This is a genomic window from Psychromonas arctica (assembly GCF_038155225.1).
GTDB classification, from domain to species: domain Bacteria; phylum Pseudomonadota; class Gammaproteobacteria; order Enterobacterales; family Psychromonadaceae; genus Psychromonas; species Psychromonas arctica_B.
Window position 1 is genome coordinate 39033 of the sequence record NZ_JBAKBA010000017.1, and the last position, 17271, is coordinate 56303.

Below are 17271 nucleotides of genomic sequence, written 5' to 3' on the forward strand. Positions count from 1 at the left end.
TCTGCCTCATAAAAGTAATTCTATTTCTTTTTATGAGGTTTTTCATCTCTATTACTTACCATTATTAATGACTAATCTATCATTGCTAATTATATCCATATTACTATAAGCAATTGAATATGTTAACTATACCTTTAAAACTAAAGCCTCAATATTATTATTCATAGAATTGATTTTTTATTAATAGAAATAAAAAGCAATTCATAAAATAGTTTAGTATCCAGCAAAATTTATTTTATACCAATTTAAATTATAAAAGGGTGTCTATATTGTTTTAACTTTTATTTAATATAATACTAGAAAAATCAATAACATTTAGATTCAATAATTTTACGATAATAAATTAATATTCTATGTTGATGAATAGATTCAATATTTCTATTAAATTTAAAAATACGGCTTATATTTAATTAACTTTTCTATTGTTAGTATATAAATAATATTTATTTTTTAATAGAAAACTAATAATTTCTATTACCGATAGTAATCAAAGTATATATAAATAATTATAATTTATTCTATTAGTATTTTTAATTTATAACACTAAGCGTTAATTATTTTATATTTATTCTAGTAAACAGAAATAAAGTTTCATTGTTTTAAAAGTTCATGAGCATTATTTTATTCTGGTTAACTAAATTAAAAACTAATGTTGGGTATGAATACATAATCTAAAATTAATTTATCTTAAATAAAATATAATATTGTTTATTAAAATAAAGTCTACGTAAAAATTATAAATGATAAAATAATGTAGAGACAGATCAGCTTAAAAATTTTATATCGGAAATAAATACATAATTTAATTTAGTGTTGATAAAGTATTTTATATTTATAGATTATTAATCGTAGTGAAGATTAAAAAATAAAACTAAATCCGATAGTAATAACTTAAATTATTTTATAGTTATTTTTTTATTCAGAATGGCGTACATATTATTTTAAATAATTAATTTTTTAAAACAAACAACAGTAAATAAATATGACTCAGTAGGCTGATGAATAAAACTAATTTCAAGATTATATGTGTCTATTAAATCTCTTAGCACAAAGTTAATAGTTTATTAGTTTGTAAATATAAATGAAAACGTAGTGTAATTATTTAACTGCTAAAATTAGCTAATACTAAGTTCACAACGACTCAAACAACAATATCAACAACTGCGCATAATGTATATTATGTTAAATAGGATATTTAAGTAGATAGACTCATTCGCTATCTATTCAAATATCCTATCGTATTGAACATAATCCTATTTAACATAAAATGTATAATATACTATTATCCTTATTCGGCGGTTTTACGTTAAATACAAAGTTATAACGCTTAAACAGACTATTTACTAATGCTTATTTATTAAGTTATATAGATAAACTTAATCATATTTCAAAATATTAACGATTAAATAGTTTTTACAGGCTCTCGAACAAGCCAATAAAACAGGATTTATCAGTGAATAAATCAATAATAGCTATATTTTCACCGTTATAGACCTCAATATAAGACAATTTAAGTTCATTCGTTTTATATAAAAACACTCTGAATCCCTTGCTACACATGATATTAACGTTATTTTCAATTTAAAATGTTCGCTGTACATTAAAATCTGTAAACTTATTAAGGTAATCTATCTTAAATATTAAAGCTGGGTACCATTAAGCTCTAAAAATATTACTAAATGTTAAAATACAATAAATATTAAAGCTGGTTACCATTAAGCTCTAAAAATATTACTAAATGTTAAAATACAATATAAATGTAACTTAAGAATTAAAATAATTTTAAATTAAAAATACATATAATTTTAAGTGCCCTATTAAAAAGTAAATTTAATTCACTAAGTAGTTTAATATTTTTATTCTTTTATTCTTTATTATTAAATCTAATTTAAAGAGAGTTTCTTTTTTATCTTCTCTTTCCATTCAGGTGCAAGTTCTTTTAAAGAATAAGCTTCAGACAAGACACTTTTATAATCTATATAACTCTTATCAAAGTAAGCTTGAAAAAGTGTTCTAATTGAAATGTTATGTGAAGCTTCTTTTTCAAGAACAACTTGATCACCTGTTTTTGCTACGCCAGATTCTATAACTCGAAAATAAACACCGGTACAATAATGTTGAGTAAAAAGTTTTAAGATACTTTTATTATCGAAAGCGATACCAAGTTTGAAACAAGGTACTCTTGGTTGGCTCACTTCAAGCAGTGCAGTGCCAACCCTAAATTGATCTCCAACACAGATGTCTTTCTCAGATAAATTAGAAATGGTAAAATTTTCCCCGAACATTCCAAATGAAATGTTTTCATTTTTAAGTTCTTTTATCCAATATTCATAATGAGCAGATGAAAAAGCATAAACTGCTTTATGTTCTCCACCATGGTTAATAAGGTCGGCTTGTTGATCGCCAATGATATTAGTCTTAGTAATAACAACTTCATTCGAGGTTGGTGATTTAAAAATACCAGTTTTAATTTCTTTATTATTATGAAATATTGTTTTTACTTTTGAAATGTTAGTGGAAACTATTTTCATTTTAAATACCGTGTGAGAATAAAGATGCAAAAGAGAAAAATAAAATCATTAAATAAAATAGTTTAAGTATCAAACCACCCTTTTAATTTATTGGTTGGAAATCATTCTAATTCTTTCTGCAGGCACGCTTAACTGATCCATTAAGTAAAGTTTAAAAGCCTTTTCGTAAGGTTGATTATCGACAGATTTTTTCATGCATAATAGCCATGCTTCACTCTCTTCAATACCTACTTTTAAATGTTTATGTGCCATAGGAATATTAATGCTTCCATAGTGCTTCGTATATAATTTAGGTCCACCTAACCAACCTGATAAAAAATAAGATAACTTTTTTTTAGAATCTGATAAGTCTGTAGAATGCATACTTCTTATATTTTTTGCTTTTGATAGCGTATCCATATTGTCATAAAATTCATTCACAAGTTTTATAATGCCGGGTAATTCGCCCGCCATTTTATAAGAGCTATCACCTATTCCGTATCCTACATTGTTAGATTCCATCATTTACCTTGTAAGTAAGTATTTTTAAAATATATCAATCGCTATTTATTTTCTTATTCAGAATATTAATTTCTACTGGACGCTATTTTTGATTTCTTGTTGTCTCATCGGCATGCTATCAACCTCTCTGAAAATGAAATTCAAATTAAGCTCAGCACCTTTAGCTTTTATATGACCATCTTTACCGATCAGTAGTGCTTTATCTCCTTCGATTGGAAATCTATTTTTAGTATTACTTAGAAATTCATTTGATAGCGTATTTGAATAATTTGTTATTACTTCTGACTCTTTGATGATAAACCAGACGAGGTCACGTTCATTTATTTTTTCTTCATATTTAGTAAATAACCTTATATTTACAATATCGTTATCTTTACCAGTTGAATAAATTAATATGATTCTATTTTCCCAACGTAATTGATTAATATTTTGAAGTTCGTCCTGGCCAGAGTAAACAACTGTAGAAAGCAAGAAACTCATTATTAACATTACATATTTCACAGGTCGCGCTTCAGTTTTCAACATAAATATCACACCCGAGCAATTAATTATCATAAAATAAAAAGATAAACCTCCATAATGTCTTCAAACTTACTACATATTTCACTTCTATAGTGTACTCATTGAAACGAAATCTTAAATAATAATTTAAAAGTGAGGAAATACAAATGAAAAATAAATTAACATTAGTAGCATCAATATTAGTACTAAGCTTTACTTTCACGTCACAAGCTAATGCAAATAACTATAATCATTCACACAATCACTCAAATAATCATTCAAAGAGCACTCATAAAAATTCAAATAACCATCAACAAAATAATAAAAAACAAGTTACGCATAAAAAAGTTATTCATCGAGTAGTAGAACAGAAGCATCAAAATGTAAAACAAAGATCTTCAAATACAATAATCAAAGTTGAAAAAATTCATAGCCCATTATTTACTATAGTTCTTTGGTAAATTATTTTAATAATCAGCTAAAGAATAGAGTTTATCTTAATTTGCATATCCAAAACTATCACCAAAATGATTGCGGATGTGCCCTTTTCTTTCATTGTTACTTATTATATCGGCTATGGTAATACGAATATAATTATAAATTCGAAAAATAATGTAATGGCGATATTTACTACTAAATAGAATGTTTACTAAGATTAATGATTTTTTCTTGTCGTAATTTTTGTTGATTAGGATCGTTTAATGATTTTTTTAAATTTTCCCAAGATAAAGGTTTACAGAAAAAATAACCTTGGATCATGTCACAGCCTTGTTCTAACAAAAATGAATATTGCTCATAATATTCAACACCCTCTCCTACTGTTTTTAATTTATATGACTCTGCGATCGAAAGAATAGCTTTAATCATCGTTGACTTAGTTTTGTCTGCTGAATTTAAGTTATCAATAAAAGTTTTATCTATTTTTAAACAACTCACGGGATAGTTTATCAACTGAGAAAATGCTGTATATCCAGTGCCAAAATCATCTAATGTAAGATTAATACCTAACGCATTAATTTCTTGAAGTGTTGAGACACTCATTAAATCAGCTTCTACTAAACTAGTTTCAGTGACTTCTAGTTCAATTTGTTGAGGCTTTATTTGATATAATTCTAACAACTCTGTTAATTTCTTAACAAAGTTAGGGTTATGTAATTCTACTGATGAAATATTAATACAGAAGATTAAAGGTATTAAATTTAATAAAGAGAACTCACTTTTTATTTGCTTAAAAGTTGCTTCAATAACCCATAAGTCTATGTTTTTTATTAAGTTATATTCTTCTGCTATTGGAATGAACACTTCGGGGCCGATAGATTGTAATGTCTGATCGTTAGCCCGTAACAACACTTCAACACTGACCATATTCAAACTTTTAGCATCAAATATTGGCATGAAATTTAAATAAAATTTATCTTGTATGATGGCATTTTTGATTTTTTCAGCTGTTTGTTTACGAAAAAAGATATCTTGAGATACTGTTTGGTTAAAGATCTTAAAACGATTTTTCCCATCTTTTTTTGCATAGTACATTGCTGAGTCAGCTCTTGCTAATAACTCATCAAATGTATTAATCTCTTCACTTAAATGTGCAATACCTAAACTTGCTCGTGCATAGGGCTCATGTTCTTCAAGCAAAATAGGTGATTCCCAAACACACAGTAAACTGGCGGCAAAGTTTTTTATTTGGCCTTCTTTTAAGCCTAAAATAACTAATGCAAATTCATCTCCAGATAATCTAGCAAATGAATATTGAATATTTTCAATACAGTCTAAATAGTTCTGAATATGTTGGGAAAATCCTTTAAGTAATTGGTCTCCTACTTTATGGCCATAGGTATCATTTACTTTTTTGAAGTCGTCTAAGTCTAAATAAAACATGTATAGTTTTTGACGATTAACACGGGATGAAATTTTTTTATTAGTCCAATTACTTATGCCTTGGCGGTTAAATAATCCCGTTAAAGAGTCTGTAATTGACATACGTTTTAAAATGTTATGCTGAAAAGTGACTAGGAATATAACAGTGATTAACCAAATTAATAATATAAGTTTAAGTAAATTGGCTTCTGTTATGAGTTGACCATATAAAACAATACACTGTATTTCAATATGATAGTCACCAAGTGTGTGCATACCATCGGTTAATATTTCTAAATATGAAACGTTTGATAATTCGACTTGGCTGTCACTAAAGCCAACCTTATATTGCTCGACCCACCAATTATCGACTTGTAATGCATCGAAAGGGATTACGACAGGCAGTTCATGTAAGCTAGGATTATACGAAATACTATTAAACTTGAGTGATACAGTATCGGTTAAGTTAGAATAGGTATCATTAAAATTTCTAAATGTAATTTTTAATTTGGCTTTATCAGAAGGTGTTGTGTATTTAATTATTGCACCTAACCTATTGAATTTAGTTAAGTCTAAACCATTATTTCTGGTTCCATCAGTCAATGGGATACCAATACCACAAAAGTTGTATCCTTCTTGTTTTGTTAATTTACATTGTATCGATATACCCTGTTTATCATCTACATTTGCATCAACGTATATACTATTTATTAGAATTTTAGGCTTTTCATTAGTGTTAATTAAAATGGGATATGAGGTGTCCACTATGCCCAAACGATGTGATAAAAATGCCATGATAGATAAGCAGAATAAACCAATAATGACTTTAACATTTTTATCTGAGAACACAGCCAATCCTTTTGCAATAATTCAATAAACTCTAAGATGGATCCATACCTAAGCAGCTGCCATAAAATAATATTTTTAAAGTAACATATTTATCAATATACATAAACTAAGATATTTTTAATGTCAAAAAGATACTTACATGGGAGTTTTTGCATTTCTATTTATTCTCACTTTAGAAAAATAGTAATGTAGATGAAGATTAACTATGCCACTACAGACTTTACCTTATTTAACATATTGGTTAATCATGACATTTGTCTATATTGAGTGGTTAGTTGAAATACTTAATTTGAAATATTGTAGAAAACCTTCCAATTATGATTTATTGGAAGGTTTGATATAATATATTAAAAGAATTTTTACCGTTCGATAATAAAAAAAACATATTCAATATACGTTTCTTAGGTTCAGATAATAAGTATCTACAGTTTAAATAAAATGACGTTTAACTCAAACAAGATAAACAGAGACATCATTTTATTAGAGACTAAAAATCATTTATCTTGTTATTGATAACAACAGTTGTAGCATTTTTTTGCAATTTACTTTACTACATGCCCCTATCTTGTTTTGTACTATGACATCATAAAAATGTCTTATTGTTCATTTATAAAAAACACTTTTTGTTTAATGAAATCATCAACAGGTTCACCAAAGTTCATCGTTACACTTATCCGACAAGGTGTAATTTCTGTATCGACGTTGATTATTAAAAAATTATTTTTACCTGTTAAACTAAACACTGTTTCTACTAATGCATTCTCGTGTTTATATAATGGCCCATCACCTTCAATTAATTTATCTAGGAACCCAGGGGCAGGCTTTCTGGAAATACCACTTGAAGTAATATTCATTAACCTCGCATTAGGCTTATCTTTAAGATGAATTTTAAAAGCACTTGCACAATGTACATCACCACTCAATAAAGTAACTGGTATTGTATTTTTATGTGAAAAAGTACCTAAATGTTCTAATAAAATATTTCGTTCAGCGATATTCGTATCGTTACCCCACTCATCTTGAGCATCATCTTTTGTACCGCCTACAGCCAATAATAAATCGATACTATTCATTATTTTGTCGTTCCAATGTACAACAGGCACTGGTGATACGATAAAAACGGCTTTAAGTGACATCGTTTCTGGTCTTTTTAACCAAGCGACTAATCTAGCCATTTGCTGTTTGCCTAATAAGCGTTCGCCATCATTATTTTCAACATCATGATGGCCTCGCATATCGAGCACATAAAATCCTGTTTCGCCTTTTATAAAACTATAATCCCATTGGTTAGAAGGCGTGCTAGGGTTATGGTCGTGTTGGAATTCTAAATACACTTCACTTGCCGCTTTGAAAGCTAGTTGGCAAATTTTTTCATTTAGTTCATGATTATCCCATTGGAAAATATGGTCTAGTTTATTTGCTCTTTCTGATTTCGTTAATGACCCCCAACCGTCCATAATTTCATGGTCATCCCAAATCATATATTGAGGGAATTTCCTAAAAGTTTCTAACATCGCAGGTGTATTCCAATAAATTCTATAATAAGTACGATAAAGCTGTTTAAGATATTGTTTTATGCCATTTTCATCAATCGAATCATTATTGGTTTCATTTATATTAAATGCAGATGCTAATGTTTTTTTATGTTTAGCTAACCAATCCCATAAATCTTCTATTTGAGGCTTATTTTGCTGGTGACTAGATTGTTTATAGCGGCCATGCGTATCACAGTACATTTGATCCCCTCCGCCGATCACAAAACTTGCATTCCGTTCACTTAATTGTTCATCAAAATGTGGCCATAAACCTTCTGAAAAAGATCGATGTCCGAAGGGATCATGGCAACTATAAAAGCCAAATGAAAATTTCGGGTAATCAACAAGATCAGTCTTAAATATATAAGAAGTACGTATACCTAACTCTATTTTTCGATCTATTGAAGAATGGAGTTCACCAACAGCCATTAAATAATAATAATATTTTTGACCTGCGAGTAAATGTTCAAACTTGAACGTATGTGTTTGTCCAGTGTCAGAAGAGATGTATTTGTCTTGGTACTTTACTGATGAGTTGCTACTAAATATAGGATCAGAAGGTTGAATGCTATAAGGGTCAATATCGAGGGGGATGTCTGATATAAAAAGTCGCCAATCACCTTCTCTATAAACTCGAACCCATATATTTGCTTCAGTAGTTGCTACATGGCCGACGAAAGAAGCTGAACTTAGTTTAGATTGCATTGATTCAAAGTTATCTGGGTTAGCTAATTTACTCATCTTTAAGTCCTTATAAAATATTCGTTAATAGAAGATAATTAAATAAGATTAGAATATACGACTTGTTATTTATTTTATATTTAAATTGCATTTTAAGTATTTAAACTGAGTTGCAACTCAAAAATATATTTTATTTAAAATTAATAAAATCAATATAAGTCATTGTATATTAATGTTTTATTGTACTTTTATGAAGTAAGACTTGTGGGTTAGCTAATTTATTAATAAGCCTATTTGTTTGGAGGTATAAACGGTAGACTGCACCTATTGCATGCTTCCTACTTTTCATAAAGATGACATCATTCAACCAACTATTTTAGGCTCCCTTTTAATTAGGATTAACAAATATGGCAGGTTTAAGCTTATTAACGTTACTAGACGATATCGTCGTTGTATTAGATGACGTTGCACTAATGAGTAAAGTGGCAGCTAAAAAAACAGCAGGTGTATTGGGCGATGATTTAGCATTAAACGCGCAGCAAGTCTCTGGCGTTCGAGCGGAACGAGAAATACCAGTAGTCTGGGCCGTTGCTAAAGGGTCTTTTTTAAATAAAGCGATTATAGTCCCTATTGCATTAATATTAAGTGCTTTTTTACCGACTGCCATTACTGTTTTGTTAGTCATTGGGGGAATATATTTATGCTTTGAAGGAACTGAAAAAATAATACATTCCTTGTTTTCAAGACATGAAAATCAACAAGCTAAACAAGCGCGTAAAGAAGCGAATGCAAATCAAGGTATTGATTTAGTTGACTTAGAGCATAGTAAAATAAAAGGTGCTATTCGAACTGACTTTATATTATCCGCAGAAATTGTGGTTATCGCTTTAGGTACGATACCTCAAGCAAGCTTTTTAACTCAAATATTAGTGTTATCTACCATTGCTATTGCCTTAACCATCTTTGTATATGGTTTGGTTGCGATTATTGTAAAGCTAGACGACTTAGGCTTATATTTAATCTCTTCCGCGCAACAAAACAATAATAAATTTAAAAATATAATGGGTGAGTTTCTCATAAATGCAGCACCATTATTAATGAAATTCCTAGTGATTGTAGGCACTATCGCTATGTTTTTAGTAGGAGGAGGAATCATTGTTCACAATGTTCCTTTAGTAACAGATTTTATACACCATATAGAACAGCCCTTTTTAAATATGGGGGCTTTACTTGAATACATTACACCGACCATTTTAACTGGATTAGTTGGAATGTCTGCCGGTCTTTTGTGTTTTTTATCAGTAACATTAGCTTCAAATTTACTTTTGTCGTTGAAAAAATAATGAGTAAATAATGAAGACCTTACGAAAGTTTCATCGAGCCCCAATACGTGTTTATCGTATTAAAAGGCTTTCTACAAAGTTAAAAGCAAAACGAACGATGCTCAAGCTAAAATTGGCCTTAGCCCAAGAGAAACAAGAAACTAAAGAGATGTTAGTAATATATAAAAAATATACACAAGGTCAAGCTTCTAAAGAAGAAATGAAAATAGCTAACGAGCAGTTTGTCGATGTATTAAAAGGCATAGGGTTAGGTGTATTCGCTGTATTACCTTTTGCACCTATCACAATACCAGTGATCATTAAGCTAGGAAGATTAGTTGGCGTTGAAGTCATGCCAAGTGCATTCACTACTAAAAGGGACAATAGACGTATTGTTAAAGAGGAAGACAAACAATAACTGTGTTTATCTTTTATCAACGACTACTATCGTCAATCATCCCTTAATGTTATTAGCATCAGCGAAAGTTTTTATTCGAAGGTGTTTGTACAAAAATGACCTTTGTCCAGAAATTATCTTAACTTGTTTATCCAACCTATTATTAAGATGTAGTCAACAATATTGCCTCTATAAGAATCAAAAAATGCTATGCAAAATAAAAGAGACCATAGTATCTATAAGTTCTTTCTGTATAATGAACGAGTGTTCCATTAAAACTATTAAGATAAACAGATGAGTAAAGTTGCAAAATTCAATCGTGAAGAAGTCATCGATAAAGCCACTAATTTATATTGGAATAAGGGCTATCACGGTACTTCTATGCGTAATTTACAGACTGCAATCGATCTTCGACCTGGCAGTATTTACGCTACTTTTGGTAGTAAAGATAATTTGTTTAAAGAATCTATCAATTATTATGCAGACCAAACGGGTGAATTATTACAAACATGCTTAGCGCAATCTGAGAGTCCTCTGACAGGGCTTAAATTATTTATCAGAAAACTTGTTATTGATAACTTGGATGGTAAGCCGAGTTGTATGTGCATGATTGTTAAGTCGATATCTGAACTAACAGAAACTGATAATAAAGAATTATTAGATGAAGCAAAAAGACTACTTGCTAACGTAGAAAATAAGTTCTCTGAAATCATAACTGAAGCGATGGGACAAGGTGAGATAGATTCTGATAAAGATGCATCAGAACTCGCCAGTTATATACAAGTACAAATCATTGGTTTACGTACTTATGCCCGAGTTAATAGTAATAAAGAGACGATTAATAAATTTGTTGATGAAATCTTCATAGGCTCACCTTTTCATTAATCTACTGTTTTATTTTCAAAAAACAACCTTATCTAATTTAGCTTATTGCTCGTTTCTTCAATGAACCGAGCTTTTGCCCCCTCTAGTTATACCAAAAGAATTAATAAGGTGATCATTCTTGCTGGTTAAAATTACCCCTAACTGCGTTGTGAGTTTTGAAGTGAGAACAACTATCTCCTACAACTCACGCCTTATTAGTGTTAATTTTTCCTGCGCAATCTCTGATCACTTATTTAATTCCATTGGTATTATTGTTTAGTTGTTAATATCTAAGTTTGTAAGTGTCTATTTAAATACCTTTAAAGTAATAATTAAACGAATGCTTTTCATTAATTCTAACCGTTTAGCTGTTTGATATTTTTTCGAATATTCTAATTTTGTTTTATATAAAAAATACAACTTTATATATTAAAAATAATTAAAACCTTAATTGAACGAATGTTCCAAAATAACTTGAACAAACGTTCATGATTAGTTATAGTAGATTCACTTAATGAGAAAGAGCTTCTCATTTCATTACTAAACTAGAGAGAGTAAATAATGAGCGAATTTAAAATCCATACAGTAGAAACGGCTCCTGAAGGTAGTAAACAGATTCTTGAAGGCGCAGTAAAACAGATGGGTGTTGTACCAAACCTTTTTGGAACAATGGCTGAATCTCCAAGTATTTTAAAAGCCTATACTCAACTTCATGAACATTTTACTAATACATCTTTTAATGCTGAAGAATTAACAGTTGTATGGCAAACAATTAATGTGGAGCATGAATGTCACTATTGTGTTCCTGCACATACAGGTATTGCACATTCAATGAAAGTAGACCCTGCTATCACAGAAGCATTACGTAATGACACGGCTTTACCTACAGCTAAACTACAAGCCTTAAAAGACTTCACATTAAGCATGGTTCGTGAGCGTGGTAATGTTCCTGCAAAAGAAATGGAAGCATTCTTTGCGGCTGGTTATGGCCAACAACAAGTACTTGAAGTTATTCTAGGTTTATCTCAAAAAGTGATCAGTAACTATGTAAACCATGTAGCTCAAACACCTGTTGACCCAATGTTTGAATCGTTTGCTTGGAAAAAATAATTATTAATATTGATGCTGATTGAGTCCTGCAAAAATATTGTTTTAGGGTGGTTGTTAATATTAACAACCGCCCTTTTTTATATTTTTAAATTGCCTAAAAGTTAGGTTACATTTTACCAGGTAATATTTCTATAAGCCTACTTATACCCATTACCATTCAAGGTGCAAACTCACTGCTTCCCCTCTGGATCGTTAGCTTGAAAACTAACTCTGCGTTGTAATCTTCGATGAGGACTCGATATTGCCATCATATTTTGCTTCATGTCGAATCCAAGCGAATGACTGAACAAAGCACATTGAAAGGTAACGGGTATATAATGTTAACCTTTCAAATTAGTCTATTAAAATCACATAGATCAATTTCATTACTATTTTCATATGATTTAACATCAACACAGTATTGCATCGTATTGATAAAATATTTTTTTAATAAATAATGACCTGTATCGGCCGCCACTATATGTTAACTTAATGAATATATTTAACAGGTATACAGTCACTTTTAAAGTCTTACAATCAAGTTAATTGTTTGAAATAATTATTAAAGAAACGATTTAATAAAAGAAAAAATTGAAGGTTTATGATAAAAAATAATAAGCCAGTGAAAATAACATTGGCACATATAAATGATACACACTCTTACTTTGAACCCCAACCGTTACAATTACAGCTTAATATTGATGGAATAAATCTATCTCCTTATGTTAGTAATGGTGGATTTTCGCGCATTGCGACAAGAGTTAAACAACTTAAGTCTATTGCTATACAAAATAATCGAGAGTTTATATTTGTACATGCTGGAGATTGTTTTCAAGGTACCTTATTTTTTTCGTTGTTCAAAGGTAAAGCTAATTCGGATATGCTCAATGCATTAGGCATTGATTTGATGACCATTGGTAATCATGAATTAGATATGGGTAATGAACCTGTTGCGACTTTTCTAGATCGAATAAAATTTCCTTTATTAGCTGGTAACTGGGATTTATCTAAAGAACTTAACACTAAATCACATCAGTTAAATGGTCGTTCAAACTTATTTTCTTATCAGTCACACGAACAAACTGCACGTTGGATGACACGTATTGTAGATAATGAACCTGTTGCCATCTTTGGGCTTTCAATCGATAAAATGGCAGATATTGCAAATGTAGATATAGACACCCCTTTTGTAGACGCTTTTAATACCGCCATAAATACCGTTAAATCAATTCAAAAAACAGGTATTAACAAAATAATATTAATTAGCCACCTAGGGTTTGAAGGTGATCGTGAATTAGCCAATAAAGTAGATGGCATTAGTTTAATCGTCGGTGGTCATACACATGTCCTGCAAGGAGACTTTACAGACTTAGGGATTAAAAAAGAGTCTGAATATGGCCTAAGAATCAATGATACCTATATTGTTCAAGCTGGTTGTCATTCACAAGCATTAGGGCATTGCGAAATTGATTTTAATGCAGATGGGTCAGTCAGTACTTTCAATGGTAAAAATGAACTTCTTATTGGCAGACGACTATGTGTTGATAAAACCTTACTAACGACTCACGATGATCAATACTATGAGAAAGCTAGACTTTATCTAGCCCAACATGACAATGTAATAGTATGCAAAAAAGATCCTCAATTACAAAGTTTGCTATTGGATAAATATATTCCAAAAGTACGGCAACTTCAAAAAACAGTCATTGCAACTATAACTGAAGATATGCGGCACATTCGCATACCGGATCTTAAAGGAGGCAGTGAAATAGCACCTTTAGTTGCCGAATCATTTGTACATATGATGAATCATAATGGTCATCAAATAGACTTTGCAATACATAATGCAGGCGGTGTGAGAACCTCACTAAACAGTGGCAATATTACTGTGGCAGATATTGCGGGTAAGTTACTTCCCTTCGTTGTTCCCATTGGTGTTTATCGTCTTAAAGGAAAATATATTGCTCAGGCTTTAGAAGGCGCCATTAATAACGCTACAAATAATGGTGTGATTGGAAGCGGTTCAGGAAGCTACCCTTATACACATAACCTGAAGTTTAATTATCATGGTGACCACCCTATTGGTAAACGTATTGTTGAACTTAGTATTTATACGAAAGATAATCGTTGGCAAAGTATTGATGATGAAACAGTATATTACGGGAGCTCTTCGGCTTATACAATGAAAGGAAAAGAAGGTTATGATGCAATAACAATGATGGAAGATGAAGGTGTTATTACTCAACATTCAATGGCAGATTGTTTTATATATTTTATAAAAAACATTCCAAATAACTTGATCCTTAAAGTTTGAAGATAATAATAAATTAAAGATTATCGTAAATAAGCAACACATATTGGATGTTATACATTGTAATCATATAATATATAAAGAAGCCAAGTAGGAATAATACTTACTTGGCTTTTAGTTATTTCTATTAAACTTTAACTTATTTTGGATTCTTCGCTAATACCACATCGATATCGGCAGCACAGTGGCGCTCTGGTGCTTGTTCCCACTCTTCACCGAAAGAACGGTTTACAATACGTCCACGTTGAACACCTTCACGTTGCTCAAGTAATTTAGCCCAACGAACTACGTTTGTGTAAGTATCGACTTGTAAGAACTCTGCTGCATCATATAATTTACCAAGTACTAAATTTCCGTACCAAGGCCATATAGCGATATCTGCAATACTGAATTCATCACCGGCAACAAACGTATTTTTAGCTAACTGTTTATCTAAAACATCCAACTGACGTTTGGCTTCCATTGCAAAACGATTGATTGGGTATTCGAATTTTTCATCTGCATAAGCATAAAAATGACCAAAACCACCGCCTAAAAATGGAGCAGAACCTTGCGCCCAGAACAACCAGTTGAATGTTGTTGTACGAGCAGCTCCTTTTTCAGGCAAAAAATGACCAAATTTTTCAGCTAAATGAACAAGGATCGATGCAGATTCAAATACATTAACATCTTCATCACCCGATTTATCGACTAAAGCAGGAATTTTTGAATTTGGATTAACACCAACGAACCCAGACGAAAATTGATTGCCTTCACCAATATTAATCAAGTAAGCATCATATTCAGCTTCTTTAACGCCTGCTGCTAATAACTCTTCTAAAAGGATCGTTACTTTTTGGCCATTAGGCGTACCAAGAGAGTAAAGTTGTAAATCGTGTTCACCAACAGGTAATTCTTTATCATGTGTTGAACCAGAAACAGGTCTATTAATACTTGCCCATTTGTTCCCGCCATTGGTATCGTGAACCCATACTTTAGGTGGTACATATTGCTCAGTCATTTTAATTCCTTACGCAAATAAAAAGTTAAACTTTAGGGTAGTTAGATGGGAAGAATGCACGTTTTGCTTCTTCATCAAACTCTTTCTTGAAAGTTATATCTTGGCCTATATTGCGAGCACGTTCAACTGCTGGGCGGCCATTAATGCTATCAAACCAACGTTGTAGATTTGGATAAGGTGTCAAACCTTCTTCACCTAATACAACCGGTGCTTTATCTATCCAGCCCCAAGCTGAAACATCAGCAATAGAGTATGAATCACCAACAATAAATTCACGTCCTTCAAGATGTGTGTCTAACACTTCATAATGACGTTGTGCTTCACGTAAGTAACGATTCACTGCATAGTCTAAGTTAGCAGGAGCTGCATGTCTAAAATGAACTGATTGGCCAGAGTATGGACCAAGACCTGATGCGATAAACATTAACCAAGATAGCATTTCAGCACGATCTTCAGGCTTACCAGCTAATTCTCCTGTTTTTTCAGAAAGGTACATAAGAATCGCATTCGAATCGAATACTCGTGTCTCGCCATCAACAATCGCAGGAGCTTTAGCATTTGGATTAATTGCACGATATTCAGGTGTATGTTGTTCACCTTTTAGAGTGTCTAACGGAATGAGTTCAAAAGGAAGACCTGTTTCTTCTAGGAAAAGAGCAATTTTCATTGGGTTAGGTGTATGGTGAAAATAAAATTTGATCATGTGACACTCCTTGTTGATTGAACACTTATTCAAACACGAAAGTAACGATCGTTCAAGTAAGTTTTTAAATAAACTTCGGAAATTGAATTATTGTGCTTCTATGATGATTTTTTATTAGTCGTTTTTATTAATGGATTTGTTTAATTGGCAAAATAAAATAAGAAAAAAGTTTATTAGTAGCTTAACTAACAGTAAACATTGAAGTGCCCTCTTTGCAATTGTTAGAATGCCACCTTATTACTTTCTAAAAGAGAAACAATGGCAAATTTTAACGTTCACCTCAATACAGCCATCATTACCACCGGGCTTGGCTCAGCGACTTTATTGTCCGCAGAACATATTGACCTTAACAGTGCACTTTGGTTATGGTTTTTAGGCACCATGGGTGGCCTACTACCTGATATTGATTCTGATAATTCTACGTCATTAGATATGATTTTTAATTTGTTCGCGTTAAGTGCTGTTCTCATCGTACTCAGTTTTCTTACCACTAACTTACTGCTCCAAATTAGCTTCATTGAAATTATTCTGCTGCCTTTGATGGTTTATTGTTTTATGAGATACATAGTGAGACCTATCTTTGAAAAGATAACAGTGCATCGCGGCAGTTGTCATTCATTGTTCTTTCTATTGTTTTCGGCACTATTAACGACACAAATAACGTGGCAACTCAGTGAACAAGAAACATTAACATCAGCCACTTTTGCTTGGCTTTCTGGTGGATTTATTTTATTTGGCGGCTTGGTGCATCTATTATTAGATGAAATGTATAGTGTCGATTTAAGCAATATTAGAATTAAACGATCTTTTGGAACGGCATTAAAATTAGCGGACTTTAATAATAAATTGTTAACCTTGATAACCATAATATCGATTGCTGGATTAGTTTATATTGCTCCACCCACAAACGAAGTTATCATTGCATTAAGTGATTGGTCTAAGTTTAAATTGTATGCTCTCAACTTTACAGTTTGAGTCTTAAAAATGTAGATAAGAATTTATATGACGAAACATCAGAATAAACACTTGAAACAATAAAACGGTAAGCAACAAAAAAGCGAATCAAATTCGATTCGCTTTTTTAATTATTGGCGCTGATCTGGCTTATTGAGACTTAACCGCCTTGT

General features: G+C 31.2%; 14 protein-coding genes. 7 read left to right on the forward strand and 7 right to left on the reverse strand.

Features of this window, described 5'->3' with window-relative positions:
• Positions 1-1883: 1883 nt before the first annotated feature.
• From V6255_RS08890 to V6255_RS08900, 3 genes are all read right to left on the reverse strand, one after another.
• On the reverse strand, positions 1884-2531 hold the full coding sequence (locus V6255_RS08890; RefSeq protein WP_341627823.1) for an MOSC domain-containing protein: 648 nt from the start codon (positions 2529-2531) through the stop codon (positions 1884-1886).
• A gap of 87 nt (positions 2532-2618) precedes the next feature.
• Positions 2619-3035: a group II truncated hemoglobin gene (locus V6255_RS08895; RefSeq protein ID WP_425355919.1), complete on the reverse strand. Its 417-nt coding sequence runs from the start codon at positions 3033-3035 to the stop codon at positions 2619-2621.
• 69 nt (positions 3036-3104) lie between these two features.
• A complete protein-coding gene (locus V6255_RS08900; protein ID WP_341627825.1) occupies positions 3105-3557 on the reverse strand; it encodes a DUF4174 domain-containing protein in 453 nt (150 codons plus the stop codon).
• 143 nt (positions 3558-3700) lie between these two features.
• Here V6255_RS08900 and V6255_RS08905 point away from each other — a divergent pair, with 143 nt between their 5' ends.
• The gene (locus tag V6255_RS08905) at positions 3701-3994 is read left to right on the forward strand and encodes a hypothetical protein (RefSeq protein WP_341627826.1); all 294 of its coding nucleotides are present in this window, start codon (positions 3701-3703) and stop codon (positions 3992-3994) included.
• Between the two features lie 172 nt (positions 3995-4166).
• Here V6255_RS08905 and V6255_RS08910 read toward each other — a convergent pair whose 3' ends face one another.
• Complete coding sequence (locus V6255_RS08910; RefSeq protein ID WP_341627827.1) at positions 4167-6242, reverse strand: bifunctional diguanylate cyclase/phosphodiesterase; 2076 nt, start codon at positions 6240-6242, stop codon at positions 4167-4169.
• 596 nt (positions 6243-6838) lie between these two features.
• Positions 6839-8518, reverse strand: coding sequence for an alkaline phosphatase D family protein (locus V6255_RS08915; RefSeq protein ID WP_341627828.1), 1680 nt, complete (start codon positions 8516-8518; stop codon positions 6839-6841).
• Positions 8519-8865: 347 nt separating this feature from the next.
• On the opposite strand from V6255_RS08915, the gene V6255_RS08920 reads away from it, so the two are divergent.
• The 5 genes from V6255_RS08920 to V6255_RS08940 all read left to right on the forward strand — a co-directional run bounded on the left by V6255_RS08920 (position 8866) and on the right by V6255_RS08940 (position 14444).
• Complete coding sequence (locus V6255_RS08920; RefSeq protein ID WP_341627829.1) at positions 8866-9801, forward strand: DUF808 domain-containing protein; 936 nt, start codon at positions 8866-8868, stop codon at positions 9799-9801.
• 10 nt (positions 9802-9811) lie between these two features.
• Positions 9812-10198: a hypothetical protein gene (locus V6255_RS08925; protein WP_341627830.1), complete on the forward strand. Its 387-nt coding sequence runs from the start codon at positions 9812-9814 to the stop codon at positions 10196-10198.
• A 273-nt stretch (positions 10199-10471) separates the two neighbouring features.
• Positions 10472-11062 (forward strand): TetR/AcrR family transcriptional regulator, encoded by a 591-nt coding sequence (locus tag V6255_RS08930; protein WP_341627831.1) that lies wholly within the window; start codon positions 10472-10474, stop codon positions 11060-11062.
• A gap of 540 nt (positions 11063-11602) precedes the next feature.
• Complete coding sequence (locus V6255_RS08935) at positions 11603-12151, forward strand: carboxymuconolactone decarboxylase family protein (RefSeq protein ID WP_341627832.1); 549 nt, start codon at positions 11603-11605, stop codon at positions 12149-12151.
• Between the two features lie 580 nt (positions 12152-12731).
• Entirely contained in the window at positions 12732-14444 is a 1713-nt protein-coding gene (locus V6255_RS08940; protein ID WP_341627833.1) for a bifunctional metallophosphatase/5'-nucleotidase, read from the forward strand.
• A 136-nt stretch (positions 14445-14580) separates the two neighbouring features.
• Here the strand turns inward: V6255_RS08940 and yghU are convergent, their stop codons facing one another.
• Together yghU and V6255_RS08950 are read right to left on the reverse strand one after the other, a co-directional pair.
• Positions 14581-15441 carry a glutathione-dependent disulfide-bond oxidoreductase gene (yghU, locus tag V6255_RS08945; RefSeq protein WP_341627834.1) on the reverse strand — a complete coding sequence of 287 codons (861 nt, stop codon included), beginning with the start codon at positions 15439-15441 and terminating at the stop codon, positions 14581-14583.
• Positions 15442-15466: 25 nt separating this feature from the next.
• Entirely contained in the window at positions 15467-16144 is a 678-nt protein-coding gene (locus V6255_RS08950) for a glutathione S-transferase family protein (RefSeq protein ID WP_341627835.1), read from the reverse strand.
• Positions 16145-16402: 258 nt separating this feature from the next.
• Here V6255_RS08950 and V6255_RS08955 point away from each other — a divergent pair, with 258 nt between their 5' ends.
• Positions 16403-17119, forward strand: a complete 717-nt coding sequence (locus V6255_RS08955; RefSeq protein ID WP_341627836.1) for a metal-dependent hydrolase — start codon at positions 16403-16405, stop codon at positions 17117-17119.
• Positions 17120-17271 lie beyond the last annotated feature (152 nt).

Coding starts and splice junctions, on each gene's coding strand:
- V6255_RS08890 (WP_341627823.1), bottom strand. CDS start 2,531: ATGAAAATAGTTTCCACTAACATTTCAAAAGTAAAAACAATATTTCAT.
- V6255_RS08895 (WP_425355919.1), bottom strand. CDS start 3,035: ATGATGGAATCTAACAATGTAGGATACGGAATAGGTGATAGCTCTTAT.
- V6255_RS08900 (WP_341627825.1), bottom strand. CDS start 3,557: ATGTTGAAAACTGAAGCGCGACCTGTGAAATATGTAATGTTAATAATG.
- V6255_RS08905 (WP_341627826.1), top strand. CDS start 3,701: ATGAAAAATAAATTAACATTAGTAGCATCAATATTAGTACTAAGCTTT.
- V6255_RS08915 (WP_341627828.1), bottom strand. CDS start 8,518: ATGAGTAAATTAGCTAACCCAGATAACTTTGAATCAATGCAATCTAAA.
- V6255_RS08920 (WP_341627829.1), top strand. CDS start 8,866: ATGGCAGGTTTAAGCTTATTAACGTTACTAGACGATATCGTCGTTGTA.
- V6255_RS08925 (WP_341627830.1), top strand. CDS start 9,812: ATGAAGACCTTACGAAAGTTTCATCGAGCCCCAATACGTGTTTATCGT.
- V6255_RS08930 (WP_341627831.1), top strand. CDS start 10,472: ATGAGTAAAGTTGCAAAATTCAATCGTGAAGAAGTCATCGATAAAGCC.
- V6255_RS08935 (WP_341627832.1), top strand. CDS start 11,603: ATGAGCGAATTTAAAATCCATACAGTAGAAACGGCTCCTGAAGGTAGT.
- V6255_RS08940 (WP_341627833.1), top strand. CDS start 12,732: ATGATAAAAAATAATAAGCCAGTGAAAATAACATTGGCACATATAAAT.
- yghU (WP_341627834.1), bottom strand. CDS start 15,441: ATGACTGAGCAATATGTACCACCTAAAGTATGGGTTCACGATACCAAT.
- V6255_RS08950 (WP_341627835.1), bottom strand. CDS start 16,144: ATGATCAAATTTTATTTTCACCATACACCTAACCCAATGAAAATTGCT.
- V6255_RS08955 (WP_341627836.1), top strand. CDS start 16,403: ATGGCAAATTTTAACGTTCACCTCAATACAGCCATCATTACCACCGGG.